At 51.6% G+C, this 23,228-nt stretch carries 16 protein-coding genes, 1 other RNA gene and 1 pseudogene; 9 read left to right on the top strand and 9 right to left on the bottom strand.

Annotated elements, in window-relative coordinates; translation table 11 throughout:
* Positions 1-48: 48 nt before the first annotated feature.
* Positions 49-2,094: a sensor domain-containing diguanylate cyclase/phosphohydrolase gene (locus tag DESHY_RS03510; RefSeq protein ID WP_008410461.1), complete on the bottom strand. Its 2,046-nt coding sequence runs from the start codon at positions 2,092-2,094 to the stop codon at positions 49-51.
* 360 nt (positions 2,095-2,454) lie between these two features.
* Here DESHY_RS03510 and DESHY_RS03515 point away from each other — a divergent pair, with 360 nt between their 5' ends.
* The 4 genes and pseudogenes from DESHY_RS03515 to DESHY_RS14685 all read left to right on the top strand — a co-directional run bounded on the left by DESHY_RS03515 (position 2,455) and on the right by DESHY_RS14685 (position 5,385).
* Positions 2,455-3,843: a tryptophanase gene (locus tag DESHY_RS03515; RefSeq protein ID WP_008410463.1), complete on the top strand. Its 1,389-nt coding sequence runs from the start codon at positions 2,455-2,457 to the stop codon at positions 3,841-3,843.
* A gap of 62 nt (positions 3,844-3,905) precedes the next feature.
* Entirely contained in the window at positions 3,906-4,295 is a 390-nt protein-coding gene (locus DESHY_RS14490) for an SLC5/6 family protein (protein ID WP_008410464.1), read from the top strand.
* Positions 4,296-4,381: 86 nt separating this feature from the next.
* Positions 4,382-5,225, top strand: a pseudogene (locus tag DESHY_RS14495) (sodium-dependent transporter).
* A gap of 28 nt (positions 5,226-5,253) precedes the next feature.
* Positions 5,254-5,385: a hypothetical protein gene (locus DESHY_RS14685; RefSeq protein WP_008410466.1), complete on the top strand. Its 132-nt coding sequence runs from the start codon at positions 5,254-5,256 to the stop codon at positions 5,383-5,385.
* 124 nt (positions 5,386-5,509) lie between these two features.
* Here DESHY_RS14685 and ltrA read toward each other — a convergent pair whose 3' ends face one another.
* From ltrA to DESHY_RS03545, 4 genes are all read right to left on the bottom strand, one after another.
* Positions 5,510-6,781, bottom strand: coding sequence for a group II intron reverse transcriptase/maturase (ltrA, locus tag DESHY_RS03525; protein ID WP_008410467.1), 1,272 nt, complete (start codon positions 6,779-6,781; stop codon positions 5,510-5,512).
* 1,021 nt (positions 6,782-7,802) lie between these two features.
* Positions 7,803-9,413, bottom strand: coding sequence for a DUF2357 domain-containing protein (locus DESHY_RS03535; protein WP_008410468.1), 1,611 nt, complete (start codon positions 9,411-9,413; stop codon positions 7,803-7,805).
* A gap of 143 nt (positions 9,414-9,556) precedes the next feature.
* Positions 9,557-11,428, bottom strand: a complete 1,872-nt coding sequence (locus DESHY_RS03540) for an McrB family protein (RefSeq protein ID WP_008410469.1) — start codon at positions 11,426-11,428, stop codon at positions 9,557-9,559.
* A 462-nt stretch (positions 11,429-11,890) separates the two neighbouring features.
* On the bottom strand, positions 11,891-12,229 hold the full coding sequence (locus tag DESHY_RS03545; protein ID WP_008410470.1) for a hypothetical protein: 339 nt from the start codon (positions 12,227-12,229) through the stop codon (positions 11,891-11,893).
* 375 nt (positions 12,230-12,604) lie between these two features.
* Between DESHY_RS03545 and DESHY_RS03550 the strand changes: the two genes are divergently transcribed.
* The 5 genes from DESHY_RS03550 (at position 12,605) to DESHY_RS13865 (ending at position 21,227) form a co-directional block, all read left to right on the top strand.
* A complete protein-coding gene (locus tag DESHY_RS03550; protein ID WP_008410472.1) occupies positions 12,605-14,092 on the top strand; it encodes a TIGR02677 family protein in 1,488 nt (495 codons plus the stop codon).
* A gap of 24 nt (positions 14,093-14,116) precedes the next feature.
* Positions 14,117-15,295, top strand: a complete 1,179-nt coding sequence (locus tag DESHY_RS03555) for a TIGR02678 family protein (protein ID WP_008410473.1) — start codon at positions 14,117-14,119, stop codon at positions 15,293-15,295.
* A complete protein-coding gene (locus DESHY_RS03560) occupies positions 15,292-19,377 on the top strand; it encodes a TIGR02680 family protein (protein WP_008410474.1) in 4,086 nt (1,361 codons plus the stop codon). Before DESHY_RS03555 ends, DESHY_RS03560 begins: the two co-directional genes overlap by 4 nt.
* Entirely contained in the window at positions 19,370-20,659 is a 1,290-nt protein-coding gene (locus tag DESHY_RS03565) for a TIGR02679 family protein (RefSeq protein WP_008410475.1), read from the top strand. The genes DESHY_RS03560 and DESHY_RS03565 overlap by 8 nt, the downstream gene beginning before the upstream one ends.
* A 232-nt stretch (positions 20,660-20,891) precedes the next feature.
* On the top strand, positions 20,892-21,227 hold the full coding sequence (locus DESHY_RS13865; protein ID WP_008410478.1) for a hypothetical protein: 336 nt from the start codon (positions 20,892-20,894) through the stop codon (positions 21,225-21,227).
* On the opposite strand, the gene ssrA is transcribed toward DESHY_RS13865, so the two are convergent.
* From ssrA to DESHY_RS03585, 4 genes are all read right to left on the bottom strand, one after another.
* Positions 21,206-21,555, bottom strand: a transfer-messenger RNA (tmRNA) gene (gene ssrA, locus DESHY_RS13500). The genes DESHY_RS13865 and ssrA overlap by 22 nt on opposite strands.
* Before the next feature lie 38 nt (positions 21,556-21,593).
* Complete coding sequence (gene smpB / locus DESHY_RS03575) at positions 21,594-22,082, bottom strand: SsrA-binding protein SmpB (protein ID WP_008410480.1); 489 nt, start codon at positions 22,080-22,082, stop codon at positions 21,594-21,596.
* 124 nt (positions 22,083-22,206) lie between these two features.
* The gene (locus DESHY_RS03580) at positions 22,207-22,758 is read right to left on the bottom strand and encodes an HDIG domain-containing metalloprotein (RefSeq protein WP_008410481.1); all 552 of its coding nucleotides are present in this window, start codon (positions 22,756-22,758) and stop codon (positions 22,207-22,209) included.
* Positions 22,709-23,191: a PaaI family thioesterase gene (locus tag DESHY_RS03585; RefSeq protein ID WP_008410482.1), complete on the bottom strand. Its 483-nt coding sequence runs from the start codon at positions 23,189-23,191 to the stop codon at positions 22,709-22,711. The genes DESHY_RS03580 and DESHY_RS03585 overlap by 50 nt, the downstream gene beginning before the upstream one ends.
* Positions 23,192-23,228: the final 37 nt, after the last annotated feature.

The raw sequence follows: 23,228 nt of genomic DNA on the forward strand, positions 1-23,228 counted from the left end.
GGCAAGAGAAACAGGCTGCTCCCGGGGTTAATCCCGGGAGCAGCCTGTTCATGCCACGTCATGGCTTTCCATCATATTAATAAAAACATTTACCAGGTGAGGGTCAAATTGCTCACCGGCGCCCTTGGCCAGTTCAGCCAGGGCAGCCTGCCGGGGCATGGCCCGGCGGTAGGGCCGGTCACTGGTCATGGCGTCATAGGCATCCGCAATGGCCAGCATGCGGCATTCCAGGGGTATTTCTTCTCCCTGCAGGCCCAGGGGATAGCCTTTGCCGTTCCACCACTCGTGGTGCTTTAAAATCCAATCGGCAATGGGCACCAGATCCGGCGCTGACTGGGCAATACGGTGGCCGATTTCGCAGTGCCGCTGCATCTCTGCCACTTCCTCAGGCGTCAAGCGGCCCGGTTTAAATAAAAGGCGATCCGGAATACCTACTTTGCCAATATCGTGAAACCGGGCCAGCAAGCGGAGATCGCCCCAGCGGCTGGCCGGCAGGCCGATTTTTTGGGCCAACCCAACCAGCAATTCCTGCAGGCGTTGACCATGGCCCTCGGTAATAAAATCCCGGGCTTCCAGGGCCTTGATCAGGGTTTGCACAATGGCGCTGCGGGTGCTCTGGCTGTGGTGCAGTTTTTCCCGGTACATATTGTTGTCTGCTTCCTTAAATAAGTTATGGATGTCCCTGGCTTTGCCCGCCGCCAAACCGACGGAAACACTTAGGGGCAGCTGCGGATGGCCGGCATTGTAGACATCCAGGGCATTTTTAACCCGCTGCACCATATCCTCCAGCATGGCCCGGTCAGCGTCCGGCAGCAAAACGGCAAATTCGTCACCGCCGATTCTCGCTATAACATCCTGCTGCCGGAAGCAGTGCTGAAAAACATCGGCAGCGGCCCGCAGCAGGGCATCCCCGGTGTCGTGCCCCATGGTATCGTTAACCAATTTCAACCCGTTTAAATCACACAGGATAATGCCCACCGCAAGATGCGCCTGCGGCAGCCGCTTCATTTCCTGTTCAAAAAAAGTGCGGTTGTACAGGCCGGTCAGCGAGTCCCGCAGGCTGAGGTATTGCAATTTTTCTTCCGCTTTCTTTTGCTCGGTAATGTCTTTATAAACGCCATACAGTCCCACCGGCCGGTTGTTCAGGAAAATAGGGTAACCCAGCAGGTGGACATGAATTTCGCTGCCGTCTTTTTTCTGCCGCACGGTTTCCCTTAACACAGATGCCTGGCCCGCCAAAACCTGCCGGGACAGCTCAGAGGCTTCTGCCACCAGCCGGCCGGGCACAATTAAATCGTTAATATTGCGGCCCCGGACTTCAGCGCCGGTATACTGAAAGATTTCCTCAAAGGCCCGGTTGCAATTGACAACCCGGTCTTCGTTATCCAGCATAACAATCGCATTAGGTGAATTATCAAACAACTGCTGCAAACAAGCCTTCTGCAGCAGCAACTGCTGCTCCGTCTGCTTGCTTTCGCTGACATCCCGAATAATCACGCCAATATAGAAACTATCGCCGATAGTGATAGGAAATTTAATTTCTTGAATATAACGCACCTGGCCGTCCGGCCGGTAAATAACAAACTCCTGCGGTTTATTAAACAAAGGCGAAGCCTGACACCTGAGGGCTGCTAAAATTTTGGCCTGAAAATCTTGATAAAGGGCCGCCTGTCTTTTCTCCGGGCTGGCAAAGGAAAACACCACATCCCATAAAAACCGCCCCAGCACCTGCTGCCTGGCCGTTCCGGAAATATTTTCCATGCCACTGTTCCACTCAACTATCCTGCCCTGCCGGTCGGCCAGAACAACTCCGTCAACTGATTGTTCGACAATATTGCGGTACTTTTCTTCACTGGCCCGCAGGGCTTGTTCCGCAGCCAAACGCTCGCGCATTTGCCGCCCAATTAAATAAAAAAGCAGCAAGCCGGTGGCACTGACAAAAACTATTCCTTTGTAGGTTTGCCAGATGGTTAAGAGGTGTTTATCCCGGACCAGCATGTTAAGTATATAATCGGAAAAATAAACCCAGCCGGTGCTGACCAGAACATATACCAGGGAGATTTGCCAGGCTGCGCGGGTAAACTGTTTGCTCATACTTCCTCCGCATTTTAAATCAGGCTTATATAATATTCTGGCCGGACACAACGAATTCCTACAAAGCTGTAAAAATCTCTTTACCCAAACCCTCGGCCCGACCCTTGGCCTGACTGTGCTTTCTTTACACCATTATACAACTTTCGACTTATCCACACAAAAGGCTGCTTTTCCACAGATTTATCCACATTTTATCCACGGCAGCGGTGTATAACTCCGGGACTTTTGCCCCGGTTATGGGGGACTGTCAGATACGCCTGCCAACAACCTGAACCATGTTATTTTTTTAATAAAATTACCCTTTTCTGCAAAGGATATTCTACGAACATCAAGTTAAATATGACAAGGAGGTTACCAAAAATGAGCCCTGTTAAAGCTAAACCAGAACCTTTTCGCATTAAAATGGTGGAACCCATTAAAATGATTTCACGGGAGGAAAGACAGGCGGCACTGGAACGGGCCGGCTATAACCTGTTCCTGCTGAAAGGTGAAGAGGTGTACATTGACCTGTTAACCGACAGCGGCACCGGTGCCATGAGCGACAACCAATGGGCCGGCTTGATGCTGGGGGACGAGGCTTATTCCGGCAGCAAAAACTTTTTTAACCTGAAAAACGCTGTGGAAGACATTTTCGGTTATAAATTTACCATTCCCACGCACCAGGGCAGGGGCGCCGAGCAGGTATTGTTCCCCGTTATCATTAAAAAACCGGGCGACCTGTTTATCAGCAATATGCACTTTGACACCACCAAAGCCCATGTGGAAATGGCCGGCGGCCGGGCGGTCAACTGTGTGATTGAGGAAGCCTTTGACACCGAAAAATACCACCCCTTCAAGGGTAATTTTGACCTGGCAAAACTGGAATCCATTATTAAAGAAAAAGGCCCTGAAAATATTGCTGCGGTGATTATTACGGTTACCTGCAACAGCTCGGGGGGCCAGCCGGTATCCATGGAAAACATTCGCAAAACCAGCCAGCTGGCCAAACAGTACGGCATCCGGGTATTTATTGATGCTGCCCGCTCCTACGAAAATGCCTATTTCATTAAAAACCGCGAAGAAGGCTACGCCAATAAGTCGATCCGGGATATTGTCAAAGAGATGTTCAGTTACGCCGAAGGCTTTACCATGAGCGCCAAAAAGGATGCCATTGTAAATATCGGCGGTGTGCTGGCCATCAAAGAGGACGAGGCTTTGTACCAAAAATGTGCCGCCAGAACCGTCCCCATGGAAGGCTTCATTACCTACGGCGGTCTGGCAGGCCGGGATATGGAAGCGCTGGCCAGGGGCTTGTATGAAGGCATGGACTATGACTACCTGGATTACCGAATTGGCCAGGTGGCTTATCTGGGCGAAAAATTGCGGGAAGGCGGCATTCCCATCCAGTATCCCACCGGCGGGCACGCCGTCTTTGTCGATGCCAAAAGGCTTTTGCCTCATATACCCTACTACCAGTTCCCGGCCCAGGCCCTGGGCAATGAGCTGTATGTGGACACCGGCGTGCGGGCGGTGGAAATCGGTTCCTTCCTGCTGGGGCGTGACCCGGATACCGGGGAAAACCTGGAGTCACCCATGGAACTGCTGCGCTTAACCATCCCCCGCCGCACTTACACCAATAACCATATGGATGTGGTGGCAGACGGCTTAATTGCCATTAAGGATAAAGCCTCCACTCTCAAAGGGTTGGAATTTACTTACGAACCTCCCATCCTGCGGCACTTTACGGCCAGGTTGCGGCCGGTCCAATAAAAAATGATACCCGGCCGCCCAACCGGGCCAACCGGGTAGAGTAAAAGAAAAGAGGTGTTTTTATGGCAGAACGTGAAGCGTGGTCAAGTAAAACCGGCTTTATTCTGGCCAGTGTAGGTGCCGCCATGGGGCTGGGGTCCATCTGGATGTTTCCCTGGCGTATTGGCGCTTACGGCGGCGGCGCTTTTCTGGTACCCTATTTCCTGTTCGTTTTTGTGCTGGGGGTAACCGGCCTGATGGGCGAATTTGCCTTCGGCCGCAGCCAGCAAAAGGGGGCTGTGTCAGCCTTTGAAAACGTCTTCCGGGAAAAGGGAAACGCCGGGCTGGGCCGTACCCTGGGCATCATCCCCGTCCTGGGCGTGAGCGGTGTGTTTACCTTTTATCTCATTGTTTGCGGCTGGATTTTGAAATTTTTTTGGGTAGGCCGTAATGGGGCCTTTGGCCGGCATTGACCCGGGTCCTTTATTTCGGCGGTTTTGCCGGTCAAGCCGAAAGCATTTTCTGGCATGCTTTGGCACTGATACTCACGCTGGCTATTGTGATTAAAGGGGTTTCCGGCGGCATAGAGGCTTCCAACAAAATCATGATGCCCGGTTTGTTTATTATCCTGCTGATTTTGCTGGTGCGTTCTCTTACCCTGGAAGGGGCCGCCAAAAGCATCCGGTTTTTTAACCCTGCCCGATTGGGCCAAAACTGGGCCAATCCCGTTACCTGGGTGCAAGCCCTGGGGCCAGGCCTTTTTCACAGTTTCTCTGGGCGGTGCGGCCATGCTGGTGTACGGCAGTTACCTGCGGGAAACGGAAGATATTCCCTCTTCCGCTGTGCACACAGCTTTCTGGACCACCGTTGCTTCGCTGCTGGCGGCCTTTGTGACCATTCCCTCGGCCTTTGCCTTCGGTCAGGATCCCCAGGCCGGCCCGCCGCTGCTGTTTATCACTATCCCTTATATTTTTAAAACCATGACCGGCGGTTATATCTTTGGGGCCCTGTTCTTTTTGGCAGTGGTTTTTGCCGCCATATCTTCTGCCATCAACCTGATGGAAGTACCGGTGGAAGCCATTATGGACCGCTTTAACATGAGCCGCATTAAGGCTTCGGTGCTGGTGGCGGTGCTGGGCTTTTTGGTGGGCATACCGCTGGATATTAACTTAAACTTGTTCGGCAAGTTTGCCGACCTGGTAACCATATATATTGTACCTTTCGGGGCGGTGCTGGCATCCATTGTGTTCTTCTGGGTGTACGGCGTGGAACGGGCCCGTGCCCAGGTTAATAAAGGAGCCGTTAAGCCCCTGGGCCCCTGGTGGGGTTACCTGGCCAAGTATGTATTTACCGGTGTAGCCCTGTTTATTCTGGTCATGGGTATAGTCATGGGCGGCATTTAATTGTCTGATGGCAAAAGGAGGTGATTTAATGCCCAAGCAAAAAAGCCCGGTGCCAAAAGCAGCCCGGGAAAATAAGGCACTGCAGTATGAATTAAACAGCCAATCCAGCAGGTATAAAAAAGGTGACTATGCCAGCTTGTCCGACGGCATGGTTCCCTAAGTGTTAAACCACGTTTTCCGGTTTGCAAATCGAGTAGAGTAACGCCGTAGTAATTTGCTACGGCGTTATCCCTCTCACAGAACCGTACGTACGGGCCTCGTATACGGCTCCTGATAAACCTCAGTCATTTCTCCCAGAAATGATGCAAAATGCCGACACTATACTTAGTCAGGTCAATTAACCCCATTTCGTCAAACCACTTGTTGGGTAGGGCCATATTTATTAGCGGACTAGCCGAGTTTCTCCATCTTTGCATGGATATTTTCTCAAATGTCCCCTTATAACCCCGCCTTCTTAGTGCTTTGTGAAGTTGCTTCCAACTTTTCCATTCTCTCATTTGCTTCATTCGTAGTCGTCGCCTTATCCACTCCATGAGTTGCTCCACTATCTTCTTGCAGTTTGCCACTCTGAAGTAGTTGCTCCACCCTCTTAGCACTGGATTTAGCCTTCTTATCATTTCTTCAATGTTCATCCCGTGGTTTCTCGGTGTTAGTTTCTTGATTTTGTCTTTTATACTCTTGATCTTTTTAGGATTTATTGAGATAAACTTTGATCTAATGATAAAGCCTAGATAGGCAACTCCTTTACTCACATTTGTAATGTGTGTCTTCTCCCTGTTGACTGTTAATTTTAATTCGCCTTCAAGGATTTCTGTGGCTATCCGTTTATATTGCTTTGCTTCTTTGAGGGTTTTGCCGAATATGAGAATGTCATCGGCATAGCGAACGATGCGAATTCCTTTATTCTTCATGGCCTGATCAAAATGGTCTAGATATATATTAGTAAGCAACGGGGATATTACCCCGCCTTGCGGGCTTCCTAAATCTGTTCCTTCCCAGGCACCATCTTTCATTACTCCTGCAGTGAGGAATTTGCTTATCAGTTTTAGCACTTTTCCATCACTGACTTTTCGGGCTACCCCTTTTAGTATTAGTTCATGATCCAGTCGGTCAAAGCATTTCGATAGATCCATGTCTACTACGTGTTCCAGCCCATATTTGTTAATAAACATCTCTGCCTTGGCTACTGCCTGATGGCAGGATCTATTTGGTCGGTACCCGTAGCTTGAGGGGTGAAAGTCTGGTTCGAATATCGGTTGCAAAATGTTGAGTAATGCCTGTTGGACTACCCGGTCCTTTACAGTGGGTATACCTAGCGGCCGCTTACTTCCGTCCGGCTTTGGTATTTCCACTCTCAGTACCGGTTGTGGTTCGTATGTGCCGGTTTTCAGTTCATAATGAAGTTGGCTTAGCCGTTCCTCTAGGTTCTCACCGTAGGCTTTCACGGTCACCCCGTCTGCTCCGGGGGCTCCTTTGTTTGCTCTCACGGCTTTGTATGCCTTTTCGAGGTTTTCAATTCGATAAACCTTGTCTATCAGGCTGTACCATTTCTTCATTATTTCACCTACTTTCGCTATGCTTCCTTGGTCTCTCCCAATTGTGTGACAGTCTCTTCTTGCAATTTCCCGGCGTTTCTAGCTCTGGGCAATCTTACCTTGGATTTATTGCAATACTCTGTCTGGGCGGACGCTAAACCCAGCGAGTTCGTCACTCCCGATTCTAGCGTTCCTCTTGGCATTTCAGCCTTGATTGTCTTCCCTCTCACAGTTGCCAGATCCGTTAGTTGCATACTTTGGTTTATCTTCGTCCCTTCGCAGATCATAATGGCTTTTGGCTCATTATGGCTCATTGCAATTAGATGCAATGTCCCCTCAGTTTTGTCCTCAGGTCTGTTACCAGCCTTCATTGGCTGTGGGTTTATCGCTACTACGGACTCATCTGCCACCCAACACCACGTCTTCTCTCCCTTGCGTTTCCGCTTGTTTGAGCTTACCTGCAGGGCAGGATGATATTGGGCTTCCCCGGTTAAGTTTGCTTGCCTGAACTTGAACGCATCCGTCCTAACCTTTCGAGTTATCCAGCTTTTGGGCTTTCCCATATATTGCAAGGTTACCCACTCGATAGGCCAACATCGGTTCGCTTTCGCTATGTTCCAAGTTCCCTCTTCAGCTTCCTTCAGACCCCACCGTTACCAGTGACGCCCTTGCCTACGAGTTGTCTTCCCGCTGGTTAGGTGACAGGGTTTCTTTCAACCCATCGGCTCGGCAAACATGCCGGGCGAACAATAAGGCACCGCTGCCACAGCGGTGCCTCAGTCTTTGACAAACCTCGGAAAGGGACAAATTTTCAGGCGTAAAAGCAAAACTTACCTCTTTTACTGCGTTATGTTTTCTTTTATCATCTTAAGCATGCAATTTACCAAGTTTTTTCTTTTTTTATCATATTTTCCTAATATGTTAATTGTCAATAGATTTGCCCCGTCTTGTGCAAATAAATTTGCCCCGCCTAAATACCCATGCCGGCAAACACAGACGGGGCAAAGTGACTTCCAGACCACTTTGCCCGGTATGTCCCGCCTCACAACCCCCAGACGTCCTGCAGGCGCTCGGCCAACCAGCGGCGCAGGCGCTCGGCCGCCCCGGGACCGGGTACCAGGCCAAGTTCGCCGCCCGTAGTGCGGCTGCGCCGGGCCGGGGGGTAGTAGTCATCCGGATAGACGGCCCAGGCCTCGCGCACAGGAAAGTCCCACTCATCTTCGAACTGGTGGGGGGAGGTGCGGCTGCGGATAGTGTCGGTGTAGTATTGCTTTTCCTGCAGCTTACGCGGGTCGTGGCTGAAAGTAGCGTCCAAGGTAATGATCTCGGGCGTAGGCACACCGGGCGGGTAATATTCTATGGCCACGTCCGGACAGTCTTTGCACTGCCAGCTGCCAGCAATACGGTAGGGATATGCGCCCAGCAGCGCAGCCGGCGAATAATCCAGGCGGGGGTAATGGCGGGCGTACCAGACCAGCAGGTGCCCTCCCCTTTTGGCCTGCAGTTCCACCACACCGTTTTCCTTCAGGTTGTAATTGAAGCTTTCTTCATCCCCCACCAGTTGCGCCCCGTTTTTGACCAGCGGTACAAAGCCCAGTTCAACCAGTGCACGTACCACACTCATAGCCACCCAGTATTCGTACAGGGTATTGATACTGCGGGTATGTACGGGCAGTGCCGCCTCATCCACCGCAATCACCTGGTCGGCCAGACGCAGGCCGGACTTAAGTCGCCGGGCCAGGCGGCGGGCCTGGCGGTAGAGCGGGTGCAACGTCTGGACGTCCCGGCTCTGGCACAGGGTGAGGACGGGCAAATAGCGCAAGAAGCTGCTCTGCATCAGGCCATCCATGGTGTTTTCCACTCCGGCCAGATACTGCACCCCACGCCGCGCCCGGGCAGCCTGTTCCAGCACCCACTCCCGAAATCCGCCCTTAAGCTCGGCTGCCCGGCGGGTCTGATGGGCGATCTCGGCAGCCAGCTGTTTCTTTAAGAGCGTGGCTTCCCGGCGCATTTGCCCCACCAGCTGAAGCAAAAAGCGGTTGTCCGGCGTGTCGTAGGAGACCACATTTTCCTCCACCGGCAGCAGGGCGGGTAAAAGCACCCGGTCGACCGGCCCATCCAGCCACTGCCATTGCCCGGTTCGGCGGGCAGCTTGGTCCAGCATGTGTAGCGAAACACGCCCGGCCCTATGCAGCGGCTTGTGCACCGTAATCCGCTGTAAAGCGCGTTGCGGGTCGCGCTCAATGCGGCGGAAAAGGGGCAAAAACTCATCCACCACCCGGCGTAACACCTCAAAGCGGGCCGCGGCCGCACCGGGCGGCAAGTGACGGACCAGTTCCTGCAGATCCCGACCCATACCGTAAAAATCCAGCAAAGAAATATTTTGCACCGTCAGCTCATTGCGCATAAAATTGATTTGCTGAACCGTGAACTGCCTAACTAGAAAACGCACGGTGAAAACTTTATCCTTCAGCAGTTCCCCGCCGTAGGCCAGGGCCAGCTGGCTTTCGCCCAGGAACTTTTGCCCGGCGTACTGCTGTACCTGTTCGCTCTCCGGACGCAACACACCGGGAGTGGCCCGGAAAAAGCGCAGCGGATACCCTCCCAGCCCGGGGTCGTAGTCCAAGAGCAGGTGTAGTTGGCTGGGATCCAATTCGCCTCCGGGTAGACAATCATAAGTGTGTTCAGGTCGGCCGCTTCAATTTCCGGCGGTTGCTCCATATCCACTCCGGTTACCGCTGGCCCAGCAGGTAGACCTGTACTTCCTGCAGCGCCGCCGTCAGCCAGTGCGGCAGCTCAGATCTGGCCAAGGATGAATTCCTCCTCCCTCACCCGCTCATTCAGGCGCTCCACATATTCGCGGCACTGCGGAAAGGCCGTTTCCTCGGCGCCGGGCAGCTTTTCGTCCTCGAAAAAGCCCAACAGCTGCGCCACCATGTCGGTGTCCGCCCGGCGACTACGGGCCACCTGCAGTTTGGCAAGCACCTTCTGCTTGATCTGGTAGTCCAGGGCAGTGTAAAAGCCAAAGGCAGCGCTGGTCAGGGCATAGTCCACCCAGCGGATGATCTCGGTGGCCGTGCGGTAACCGAACTGCTGGTCGGCGGCGCGTAAAATGTTGTTGATACGGCTCAAATAGTCTACCAGCAGGTGGGCTGATTCTTTATTGACCAGGGGCGGCTGCCAGTATTTAAACAATTCTCCCAGGGACTTTAAATCAATTTCCTCCAGTTTGATAAAGTTGGAGCGATCCAGCACCTTGTCGCTAAAGGTGTGGGTGGTCTCGTCAATATTCACCGTGCCCGTGATGGACAGATTAGGCGGTACAGTCACCTCCCGGGGAAAGCGGGGATCCTCCACCGGGTGGTCGTAAAAGCGGATGCACCGCATTTCAGGCGGCAGCTCCATCTTGCTCAAAAAGTCGGAAAAGTAGTACTCCACCCGAGCTAGGTTCATCTCGTCCAGCAACACCATGTACTGGCGGGGTTGGCGGCTTTGCTGCTTCGCCAGCTTGCATTCCCGCTGCGCCGCCAGCAGGAACTCGCTGAAGGGCGTGGGTACAAAGGAATTTTGCAAAATGTTGTAGGCACCCAGCAGGCTCTCATTGCTGGTCCAATCGGGACGCACAGCCACGGGTAAAAGCTCGGCACCGGTAGCCCGGGCATAGGTGAGTACCAGTCGGGTTTTGCCACCACCCGAAATGCCGGCCAGAATAACAAAGGGTTTGGTCTTTAAACTAATGTGGTAGCGTTTAATAAGGCCGTCGGAATAATACAGACCGGCCGCCCGGGCTTCATCCTGCACCCTAGCCACCACCTCCTGCAGGGAGCGCTGTTCTTCCTCCAGCACCCTGCCCTGCACCTGAATAGCGGCCGGCGGCGCGACAGACACCACCCCGCCCGCTGTCTTTCCGCCAGTGGCCAGGCCAGGCGAGCCCCCTTTACCCGTTCGGGCGGCTAATGAACCCGCTTTGGTGCTACCGGAGGCCACGGCCGACCCGACAGACGCACACGCCATGTCCAGGCCGGTGGGAGTGTCGAGAGCCAGCTGCTCCAGCAGTTCGCGCAGTTTAAGCAGAATTTTCTCCCGCTCTTGGCGCAGGCCGGGCTCCAGATTCATACGGGCAAAGACCTCACTGTACATGTCAATTAATATACCCAGGCCGGTGGCCACATAGTTGCGATTAACCCGATGGCAGACACCCCGGCTGCCTTCGGTGTGGTGCCAGAGAAAATCGTTGTCCTGGCGCGGGTCGGGGAAGCGCAGGGCCCAGCCTTCCAGGGGAGTGAAGGTGTATTCCCAGTCGTCGCCGCTGTAGCCTACCAGATACCTGTCCACCTGGCCTACCACATATAAGCCGGTAAGGATGTTGCGCCGCCCGCTGCTGGTATAGAAAAAGACCAGCGGGTTTTGCCCCTGCTTGCAGGCTTGGTACAGCTCAGATACATATCCATCAACATCCACATCACGTCCCCGCTTGTAAAAGGAGGGATGGGCCACATCAAACAGACCCATGTCGTAGCATTGCTTGATCTGACGGGCACAGTAGTTGGCCCGGAAGTTGGCTGTGGCACCGCAGTCGTGCTTGCGCGGGTTGTCACAGATATTGCCGTCGTAGGCGCGGTTGTGATTGTTCACTTTCATGATAAGGCAGTTTTCCACCGAGATCATAACAGATGGCTCCTTTCCGGGCGACGCCCGCCGGGTTTTTAGCACAAAGCATTAAGGCATATATGGTTCTACTGCAAAAAGAGGCTTTTTTTCTTCTCATTTTCCTTTTGCAAAAATTGCTTTTCCAGTAATATTATCGTTAATTTTTTCAATATAATAGTTGAATTTTTTCTCTGTATGGCCGACAAATCCTTTGGATTATTTGTTGTAAATGCTCAAAGGTATAAAAATTATTAATAATTACTGCGTCAATTTGAAAATATTGTTGTGCCATTGCAGATGGAATGCAGTCATTAGGGCCTTCACTGAAAAACTAAAATCTTTGGAAAACAAAAAAACACCCTGGAGAGTCGCATATTAAGCAGCAAGAACAAATTATTTAATTTGAAAATATAATTGCAAGTTTTCGGTACTTGTTTGGCAGCAAAAATTTACAAAAAAAGAACTGACAAAAAGTCAGCCCTATACTCCTATCAGTTTTTTCATTACTTTGATTTCCCTTTTATTCTGTGCGGTATCTTCTTTTAAAATATCCACATCTGCAATTAAGTAGGGTAATTTTCCGTTAATATCATCAAGGCAGTTATTCACCTTTGCAAATTCCACTCTGACTTCCTTCTGGAATTCCTTGGTTTCTTTTGAGTCAGCTAGAAGCTCTAAAGCAGCGGTCTCCAGACGGTTGAAGCGTTCCTGATTTGCCCTCTCCATCTGCTCCAGTTTAGAGTCAATTACTTCTAATTTCGAGGGTATCCCTTCTAAAAGCTCCAGCTTTCCAAGAATCTGCTTTAATAGTTCTTCCATTTAGCACCACCTCTTAATAGTAATTATATCAGCCGGAGCCAGCTTACGCCAGTCCCAGCTCCTTCTGACATGATATCCGCAGTCTTTAATTATCCTCTCTGATTTGCCCTCTGCCTTCTTTCCGTAACAAAATCCAATGACACTGTTCTGCTTTCTTACAACCGACCCTGGCTAGGCAGTGTCGTTACCGGGTTACCGGACTATCTTCGGCCAACACCACAAAGGCAATGTGCTTGCAGATCACCTGGCGGCGCATGTTACAATTGTTGAATAACCCAAGGCCCTTTAATATTTTCTTAGCAATACATAACAAAAGGGTTTTTATTAACCAGGTAGAAATATTGTCAAAAATAATATATTTTGAGGTTTTATTGCATGAATAACAACTTATTGAAACCAATTGTTGAATTAAGTTATTTAAACGCTCAAAATGTTGACCGTTATCGTTGTATTATGAGATGCTTTTACGAGCGCCACCGGCGACTACAATATTGGCTGCGGCCGGAAGAAGTATACAAAGGCGTCTTATCTTACGGGTTGCTGGAAAATTATACGATGGAACAATGCCAGCAGGACCTCAATCAGTTAGTGGAGTGGAAAAACCTTGTTCCCCAACACGATGGCGGCCGCTCTACCACTGTGGAAGAATACTTGCGTAAAAAATTTCGTTATATGATGACACCTTACTCCGTGGAGATTGAACGACTGGTGGTAAACCTGGAGAACATCCGGGGCTACGGTGGCTCACTGGAGCCTTCCCTTTTCGAGAGCATCGCCTTGTCACTGCAAAAAATGAAGGAACTCCCCCCGGAAATTACTCCCCAAGAAGCCCTGGCCCTGTGGGAAAATATTTACGAAACCTTTACCAAGCTTACCGAAAACGCTGCCGACTATATTGCCAGCCTGCAGAGCAGCAAAACCGAAGAACTAATGCAAACGGAAGCCTTTTTGGCCTATAAAAATTCTGTTACCGGATACTTACAGGGTTTTGTCCAGGGCCTGCAGCGCCATGCCTATCGCATTGAAGGACTCCTCCCCCTGTTCCAGCCGGAATTTCTCAGGGATTTCTTTCATAATGTACGTGATGCTCTGGCCTCTCGCCCCCAATTGGATGAGCCGGTAACTCCGGAAGAATACATGCACCGCTTGCAGACCCAATGGCACAGCCTGAACCGTTGGTTTCTTGGTGAACCCGGCGAAAAAAGTGACGTTTATTATTTGGAGCAAACCACCAAAGATACCATTGCCCGCATTGTGCGGGCCGCCCTGCGGATTCAGGAAAGACGCCGTTCCGGCATCAGCCGGCGGCGGGAACTGGACTACCTGGGACAGTGGTTTTTCTCCCTGACTTCCATCGAGGAGGCTCACCGACTGGCTGCCTACGCCTTTGGCCTGTACCGCTGCCGCCACTTTCAGGGAGAGGATGATAAGGATACCGAATCTACCGATATCTCCATGTGGCAGGCCGGCCCCAACATTCGCGGTTTGCGTTCCCGCAGCCGGAAAAAAGGCCGTAGCTCCGGCCCGGACCCGGTGAAAAGCCAGCACACACGGCAACAAAGGGCTAAGGAAGAATACCTGGCTCAGCAGCAACGGCAGGCAGAATTGCTGCAAAAATTTCTGGCCCAGGGGACTGTAACCATTTCCGATTTAGACACTGTCCCCGCTGCCACCAGGCAAGTGCTGCTTAGCTGGATCGGCCTGTGTCTGGCCAATAAGTCCAGGCAAATCCGCACACCGGACGGCATCGAAATCAGCCTCCTACTGCCGGATCACCGACAGCGCACCATTTTGCACTGTGAAGACGGGGAGCTGGATATGCCCGACTATACCCTTTACTTCCGCCCAACCGGCGACCAATAACCAGCAGAAAAGAAAGGGAAGCACATGGCCCGTATAGCCCGTAATAATCAGGAAGAAATAAAGAATTGTTTTATCGCCTTGCTCAACCGCCCCTGGGTGACCAAGGCGGATGACCCGGAATTATACCAGAGCATTCGCAGTCATTACCAGGAGCTCAGGGACTGGTTTCAAGAATATTGCGGTTTCAGCCTGCTGTTAACGAGGCAACTGGCCAGGCTGGAGAAATTTCCCGGCCAAGCCCATGCCTGGATGGGTTTGGAATTATTCAGTGACCCATTGGACTATACCCTTTTTACCTATTGTCTCTGGTACCTGGAAGGTAAAAATGAAACAGACCAATTTTTGCTCACCGAAATGATTGAAGAAATCAAAAACCATTTGATCGGCTCCCAGGTATCGCTGGATTTTACCATGTACCACCACCGTCAATCCATGTATCGGGCCCTTAAACAGTTAAAGACACTTAAGGTACTGGTGGCGGTGGACGGGGATGAAGCGGAATGGGCCCGGGTAGGTAACGACAAAAACGTTCTCTACGAGTGCTCCCCTTTATCCCGCTATGTACTCCGGCATTTTCCGCAGGATTTGACCACCTATCAAACTCCGGCATCCCTGGGGGAATTAGCTTATCCCGATGACCAGGAAGGACAAGTTCGCCGACGCCGACACAGGGTTTACCGCAGGCTGCTGCAGGAACCGGTGGTGCACGACTGGGAATGGAGCCAGGATGAACGCTATTACGTACTGACCCAGCGACATACCATCCTGGAACACCTGTCCGCTCGCTTTGGTCTGGAAGGCCGGCGTTACCGGGAAGGATTGATCTTTTTTCACCCCGACCACTCGGCAGAAATAGAACTTTTCCCCACCGCCAAAAACATCTCCGATCTGGTATTGCTGCTGGCAGGAGAAATCCGTCGCCTGCTGAACCAGTCGGATACCGGCATTTATACAGATGAACGCGGGTGTATCCCGCTGACCCTGGCGGAGTTGGAGGGACTGCTGCTGCGCCTGAGGGAAAGACACAAATCACTATGGAGCCAGCAATTGCGTCAAGCCAAGAGCAATGAACTGGCCCAGGAAATACTGGCGCACTTAACCGATTGGGGTCTGGCTACGGTAAATTCAGAGCAAATAATTTTACTTAACCCGGCCCTGGGCCGTTGGAACGGAAATTATCTAACAGATGAGGATGAGGAATGATGCGCAACCGCTGGCAAATGAATCTGGCCGGTATTTTTAATTTCTGGTATTACACCGATGAAGTTCAGTTTAAGTTAAGCGATGGCCGCCTGGTCCTGCGGGGGGCCAATGGTTCCGGCAAATCCGTAACCATGCAAAGCTTTTTGCCGCTGGTGCTGGACGGCAATAAACGCCCTTCCCGTTTAGATCCCTTTGGTTCCAAGGATCGCAAGATCGACTATTACCTGCTGCTGGAGCCGGATAGCGGTATTCAAGACCGGATTGGTTATCTTTATCTGGAATTTTATCACCCGGAACAACAGCGCTACCTTACTATTGGTATTGGGCTTAGGGCCCGCCGCAATGCCAACACCGGTTTCTGGGGCTTTGCCATCACGGATAACCGTCGCATCGGCAAAGATATTCTGCTTTATGAAAGGGACTACAGCCAAGGACAAGAGCAAAAGATCCCTCTCACCCGTTCCCGGTTGGAGGATGTCATCGGCGAAGGCGGACAAGTGGTCACCGAGCAAGGTAAATATATGGAAATGGTCAACAAACTGCTCTTTGGCTACGGCGATTTACAATCCTTCCAGGAGCTGCTGGACTTGCTGATTCAACTTCGCAGTCCAAAACTGTCCAAGGATTTCAAACCCACCACCATTTATGAAATATTAAGTAACGCCCTGCCTCCTCTGCAGGATGATGAACTGCGCCCGCTGTCGGAAGTCATGGAGGATATGGACCAGATTAACGACCGCCTGGAGGAGGTCTGCCTGCACCGCCGGGAAGCAGAAAAACTCCAGCAGGTGTATAACCGCTACAATAAATACCTGCTCTACCACCAGTCCAGCCAACTGCTGCAGGCCAAAAGGCAGTGGGACAACCAGCAGAGCAGCACCCAGGAACTGGAGGCTAAACTGCAAGAGATCTCCCGCTCTTTACAGGAACGAAACGAGCGACTAACAGAACAATCCACCAAACTCCTGGAGGTTAATGCCCGGCACCAAGTGCTTGCTGCCTCGGAGGTGCTGGAAAAACGGCATGAACTAAACCGGCTGCGGGAGGAAAAAGAGAGAACCAACCGGCAGGCCGAACGGCTGGCCAAAAGCCTGATGTACTGGCAAGGTAAACAAAAGGAATACCGGCGGGATCAAGAGAAGTACACCGCTGAAGCGGCGGAATATACCACCAGGCAGCAGGCGACCCTGGCTGATTTAGAAGACATTGCCCGGGAATTTGATTTTTCCCGGCATGATGTGTACCACCGCCGGTGGGATCGGGATATGCCCCGGGAATTCAATCAGTGGCACAACTGGCAGCAGGATTTGTCCGAACAGGAGCGGCAAATTAACCAAGCGCTGGAAATAGCCCGTCGGGTGGATCACAAAAAGTATGAGCGGGATCTGGCGGAGCGGGAAGTGGGTAATGCCCGTCAGCGGCGGGATACCGCTGAAGAATCCTACCGCTTTGAAGAAGAAAACTGCGACCTGGTGCAAAAATCCTACCAAGAACAAATCTTTGCCTGGCGCAAAAATTTACTGGAACTTCATCTTAGCGATGAGGAACTACAAAAAACTCTGCACCGCCTCTCCCTGTTCCCGGAAGTCTCCTACGAATCCATCAAGGAACCAATGCTGGAGGCCTTCGACCACCGTTATTTGGATTTGCAAAAACAAAAGGTGGCACTGGAGCAACAAAGAGACCGACACCAGGAAGAACAGAATCAACTCCGGGCAGCCTGGCAGGAATGGAAAAACCATAAGGAGCCGGAACCGCCCCGTTCCGCCGCCCGGGAGCTGTCCCGCCGCCAGCGCGGCGAAGGTGCCCCCCTCTATGCACTATGCGAGTTTCGCGAAGGGGTTAGCGAAGAACTTAAAGCCTCCCTGGAAGCGGCCCTGCAGCAAAGCGGGTTACTGGATGCCTGGGTCAGCCCCCAGGGACTGGGTATCCTGGGGACTAATGAAGAGGAAATCTGGATTGCTCCTAATCCACAATTCTTTGGTTACACCCTGGCTGATTACCTGTACCCCACTCCCCCGGAGGATGGCTCGCTGAAAGCTGAAATCATTGACCAAATCCTCCGCACCATCAGCCTGGGAGACATCAGCAGCGGGGATAATGTGGGTGCCGCCGTTAACGAGCAGGGCTATTTTCGCCTGGGAGCCCTTTGCGGCAAGGCGGCGGCCAAGGAACGGGCCGAATTTATCGGTAAAGAAACCAGACACCGCACCCGGCTGGCCGAAATGGCCCGGCTGGAGGCGCTGATGGAACAAGAACAGCAAAATATTGATGATTGTAACCGGCAAATCCACCGGATCGAGGAGGCACTGACCCGACTGACCCAGGAAAAATCCTGCTTCCCCGCCGGTGATGAACTGCAAGAAGCCTTCTCCAGATTGGCCCAGGCCAGGAGAGAAATGGAGTCTGCCCTGGAGGAAGAAAGACAAAAGGTGGAACTTTTCCGCCAAGCATCCCAGGCCTATCAGGAGACTGCAGCCGAACTGCACACCTTCATGCAGGGTTGGACCATTCCTAAAAATACCGCCGGCCTGACCGCTGCCCGGGATCAACTGCAAACCTATCGCCAGCTGCTTGGTGAACTGCATTCCCACTGGTCCAGCTACTGCATGAGCCAGGCAGCTTTAGACCGGGCCCTGGCTGGATTGGCCGAAGCAGCAGAAAAGATTGCCGAGGAAACCGATGAACTGGCGTCCCTGCGAGAAACCTTACACCAAATTAACGCCCAAATCTCAGCCTTTGAACAAGCCCTTAAAGATTTGGGCATTGAGGATATCGACCGGCAACTAAGAGAACTGGAGCAGCAACGGGATGCATTGCAAAGGGAAATTAATGCCCTGGATAAAGAAATTCGTCAGCTAGAAAAAGAGCAGGGCATCGAGGAAAGCAGGCTGTCCGCTGCCCGGGAACTGTTAAAAGAAAAAGAAACTGCCCTTAACCAGGCTCGGCAGGCCTGGCTCTGCGAATGGAACCGGCGGTTGGTGGCAGATTGGTCAGAAGTCACCGTTTCCGAAGCCAACCTGCCCGGTTTATACCGTGTGGCTCAGCAGGTGCTGCAACAATATCGGGATGAAAAATACCTTCAGAAGAGCAAGGATAGCATTACCAACGACCTGTTTCTGGCCTTCCAGGAATGCCGCGGCAATCTGCACCCCTACGGACCTGAGCTGATGCTGGACGAAGAGCACCGGCGGAACCTGGTGCTGTTTATGCGGGACCGGCATAATCCCTTGCCACCCCAGGCCCTGGTACAGGAACTGAAAACCACTGAGGAAGAGCAGCGATTGCTTTTAAGCCAAAAGGACCGGGAACTGTATGAGCAGATTATCATACACAGTGTAGGGAAAGCCATTCGCTATAAAATACTGCGGGCCGAACAATGGGTGCAGCAAATGAACCGGCTGATGGAACAGCGGGATACCTCCAGCGGCCTGCGCTTACACCTCAAGTGGGAACCCAGGCCGGCCGCCAATGAAAAGGAACTGGATACCCTCCAGCTGGTTAATTTATTAAAGAAAGACCCCCAAATGCTGCGAAATCAGGAAATAGAACAAATGATTGAACACTTTCGCTCCCGCATCACCTGGGCCAAACAGGAGGCAGACCAGCATGATACCCTGCGCCAGTGGATTTACCGACTGCTGGATTACCGGGAGTGGTTCCGGTTTACCCTCTATTATGAAAAGGGCGAGCAGTCTCGCAGGGAACTTACCGACAGCCGTTTCAATGCCTTAAGCGGCGGTGAAAAGGCCCTGTCTATGTACATCCCATTGTTTGCCGCCACCTATTCCCGCTACAACGACTGTCGACCGGAAGCCCCCAAAATTATTTCCCTGGACGAAGCCTTCGCCGGTGTTGATGATGAAAACATGCGGGATATGTTTGGGCTGTTAACCCAACTGGATTTTGATTACATGATGACCAGCCAGGTTCTGTGGGGTTGTTATGATACAGTACCAAAGCTGTCGGTTTATGAAATCTACCGTCCCAAAGATGCCAGGTTTGTGACCTTGATTCAGTATTACTGGAACGGCTTCCGGCGTATGCTGGTGGATGAAAGTATGGTGGAGGAGAATGCTTGACTATTTGCGCCAGCCTTGTTTTGAGAAACTGTTTAACCTGGCCAGGAAAAAGATCCAATCCTTAAACGGTCTCCGGGGTACGGTTACTCTGGACAACCTTTCCCCGGTGGACCAGGACCTGATCAGCGGTTTTCTGGGCAAGAACTGTTTGGGGCGGACCAGGCTAAAAATCCCTTTGCATGAAATAGATGAGGTTCTGAAAAACAGCCCCCTGGAAATGGGACTATACCCTTTCCTGGAACTATATTTTAATGAAAGAATTCTGACCAGCCAGGAAATTTACGCAACCCGGAAATACCGTTGGTCCCGGTTTTTTGCCCAACTGCAAGAACAAGCCCAAACCCCGGTAACCCAAGACTGGTTGGCTCAACTTTGGCAAGGGACCGGCAGAGGCTACCGCACCCTGCTGGCCCTATACCAGGATAACCCGCAGGCTGCCCTTGATGAGGCTTTCATCTGCGTAAAAGCACTGGATTACTTAGCCACCCATCCCGGTGAGAATTTACGCATTCCTGTTTTTGCCGCCAAATTAACCGGTGACCCCCATGCCCTGGACCTGGAAAACTCGTTGGGGCGGCTACTTTATTACGGTCTGCTGCACTTCTTGGACAAGCCGGAAACAGACTATACTGCCGAAGGAAAGCGCACCCTGTTCCGGGAGGCCGGGCTTTTGGACGATGATGTTTCATCCAATGTGCTGGCAGCCGGCCTGCGCGTATGCCAGGCTGACCCCAGGTTTACCGTTTTTGATGTGGCCAATGCCACCGGCAGCCCTTTAATTTTACCCCTGCGCTTTCTGGCAATGCCCACCCGCTGGCAACCCGGACAAAAAATTTATATGACGGAAAACCCGGCGGTATTCAGCACCATTCTGGATGTCTGCCCTGCTGCTTTCTTACCCCCAATCATCTGCGGCAGCGGCCAGCCCAGTGTGGCGGCCCTCACCCTGTTAGACCAACTTGTCCAAGCCGGATGCATTATTTGCTACAGCGGGGACTTTGACCTCAAAGGACTGGAAATTGCCATCCGCCTGGCTCAGCGCTATAAACAAAATTTTCGGCCCTGGTGTTATGATAATGAAACCTACCTGGGGGTACCCCACGGCAAACCGGCGGCTGCCAATCAAATAAACAACCTGAGAAAGCTTGATGTCCCTTGGGACAAGCAATTGGTTCACCGCATGTCAGAGAGAAAGTTGTTCGTTTACCAGGAATCCTTTATAGATAAACTGATAAACCAATTCAACAACCGGCACCTAAAGCTCGCCATCACCAAAGAGTGAACCATAAGAAGCACGCCGGGGGGCATCTGTTAATGTACAACAGCAGTGATTTATACTGCCGCCGCTCCCACCCGCTCATCGCTATAGGTGCTGTACAGGCAATAATAAAAGCCGGAATTGCTTATTTTATTACAGTAATCCGGCTTTTATTATATTGTTCCAATACCTACCTGGGGTGTGTAAATATTTTCGTGTAAATGGTTTTGGTCCTTTTAGATAAAACCGGGGCTAATTGGAATATGTTTTAAAAAAACTCAAGCAAGACATTTTCAGTGATGAAACTAAGCCAAAGTTAGCTAAAAAGCTTTATGACTTTTACTCAAATAGTAAGAAAGCAGCAGCTGGTGAAGGGGATTATTTAAAAAAGGAATTAGCCGAGGTTGACCGTCAAATTGAAAATATTGTTGATGCCATTGCAGATGGAACTGCAGTCGTTCGGGGTGATGATCCGCTTGTGGTCAAACAAGTAATCGAACGATTTGTTAAAAAAGCCATAATAAAAACAGACACCATCGAAGTAAATCTCATGGTGTCTGTGCATACGACTGGTGGAGGCGGGGGGAGTTGAACCCACCGTCCGAAAGAGCAACCACAACAGGCTCTACGAGCGTAGACTATGCTTTAGATTTCGCTCCGTTGGCGGCCACAGTCAGCCTCCGCTGTCGCTATCCCGGCAGTCTTAGCTATAGCCCTCCGGGAGGCAGGCTATAGAGCATCCCGCTGATGTGACCCCCTAATCCCGCACCGCGGGCGCAGCAGGTAGGAGGTTAGCTGAATTAAGCAGCTAAAGCGTATTCTTCGTTGGCAATTATTGTTTGTTCACCGTTTTACGGGCTGGTGAGATCCCGGCTCGCTCCTCTTGCCATTGCATCCCCCGTCGAAGCCATTTCGCCCCCTTGTAATATTAATGCTGCTTGCCAACATAGGTTGATGTTTATATTTTTTGCCGTTCCCGCAATGCCCGATCCATCTCCCGTTTGGCATCCCGGGCGGCAATATCCTGCCGTTTATCGTAGGATTTTTTGCCTTGGGCCAGCGCCAGTTCCACTTTTACGCGGCCTCTGGGGTTAAAATAAACTTTCAAGGGTATCAGGGCCAGCCCCTTTTCCCGCACCTTGCCATAAAGACGCAAAATTTCCTGCTTATGCATTAACAACCGGCGGGTTCTTTTAGGCTCGTGATTAAACCGGTTGCCCTGCTCATAGGGGCTTATATGCATATTGTATAACATCATTTCACCGTTTTCAACCCGGGCAAAACTGTCTTGCAGGTTAGCCCTGCCGGCCCGCAGGGATTTTACTTCGGTGCCTGTCAGGGCAATACCCGCTTCGTGGGTTTCCAGTATATGGTATTCATGCCGGGCCCGGCGGTTTTCCGTAATGGTTTTAAATACCTTGGCGGATAATGCAGGTTTAGCTGCCATAAAATAACACCCCTGACAGATAAAGCCCAGTTCTCGCTTGAGACTCGGGCTTTACACAATTGCAATCTTTTAGCAAGTAAATATATTATAACAAACCAGCCTCATCTGTCAAGATTAAGTTGCTTTAAAGACCCAATTGTTCTGCAATATCCTGCATGGCAGCCAAACTTAGCCCTAAAAATTCTTCCAGCTTCAGGCCCAATTCGCTGCAAGAACGGATTTGCTCCCGGTTGGCACCCCGGGCAAAGGACTTTTCATGCATGCGGTTAATTAAAAATGCTACATCAATGGCGGCCAGCTTTTTCTCCGGCTTTATCAGAGCGCCGGCCACAATCAGCCCGGTGGTGGGATCAGCCGCATACAGCGCTTTATCCATTAAGCTGTTGCGGGGCAGGCCGTGCCTTTCATTATGTACCTTAACGGCATACACCACTTCTGCCGGCAGGCCCAGTTCCTCCAGCATTTGGGCGCCTACCAGGCTGTGCCGTGCCGGGTCATCCTTGGTTTCGTCATAATCAATATCATGCAGCAGTCCTGCCAGGGCCCAGTTTTCCTGATCTTCGCCAAAATGCCGGGCCAGCCGCCGCATAACCGCTTCCACCGCCAGGCAGTGATTAAGCAGGTTTTTATTCTTGAGGTTCTGTTTCAGCACTTGAAGTGCTTCCTCCCGCTGCAATCTGTAATCCCCTTTCTGTTTTTATAAATTTAGCGGTTGCCCGGGCCACCTGGGTGCCGTCGGCCAGGGTTACTTCCGCAGCCATGTGCGCTATGCGTCCCCGGTCGGCCTGCAGCCGGGCGGTAACCACAATGGGTTCACCAATGGGCACCGGTTTAACATAGCGTACGGTCATCTCCACCGTCATGGCGGGCATGCCCCTGCTCCAGAGCCAGTGTGCCATCACTTCATCCATTATGGTAGAAAGCAAACCGCCGTGCATCACATTAAGCCACCCGGAATGTTCCGGTTTTGGTGTAAAGGTGGTATAACAAATATCTTCTTTATGTTTAATGGCCAGTTTAAGCCCGATGGGGTTGTTTTTACCACACGCAAAACATTTATTTACCTCCTGCCACTGTCGGCTGTTATACAGGTCTTGATAGCTTTGCATATTTGTCACCCCCATGAAAGTTTCTTCATTGTATTTT

The organism is Desulforamulus hydrothermalis Lam5 = DSM 18033, from assembly GCF_000315365.1.
GTDB classification, from domain to species: domain Bacteria; phylum Bacillota; class Desulfotomaculia; order Desulfotomaculales; family Desulfotomaculaceae; genus Desulfotomaculum; species Desulfotomaculum hydrothermale.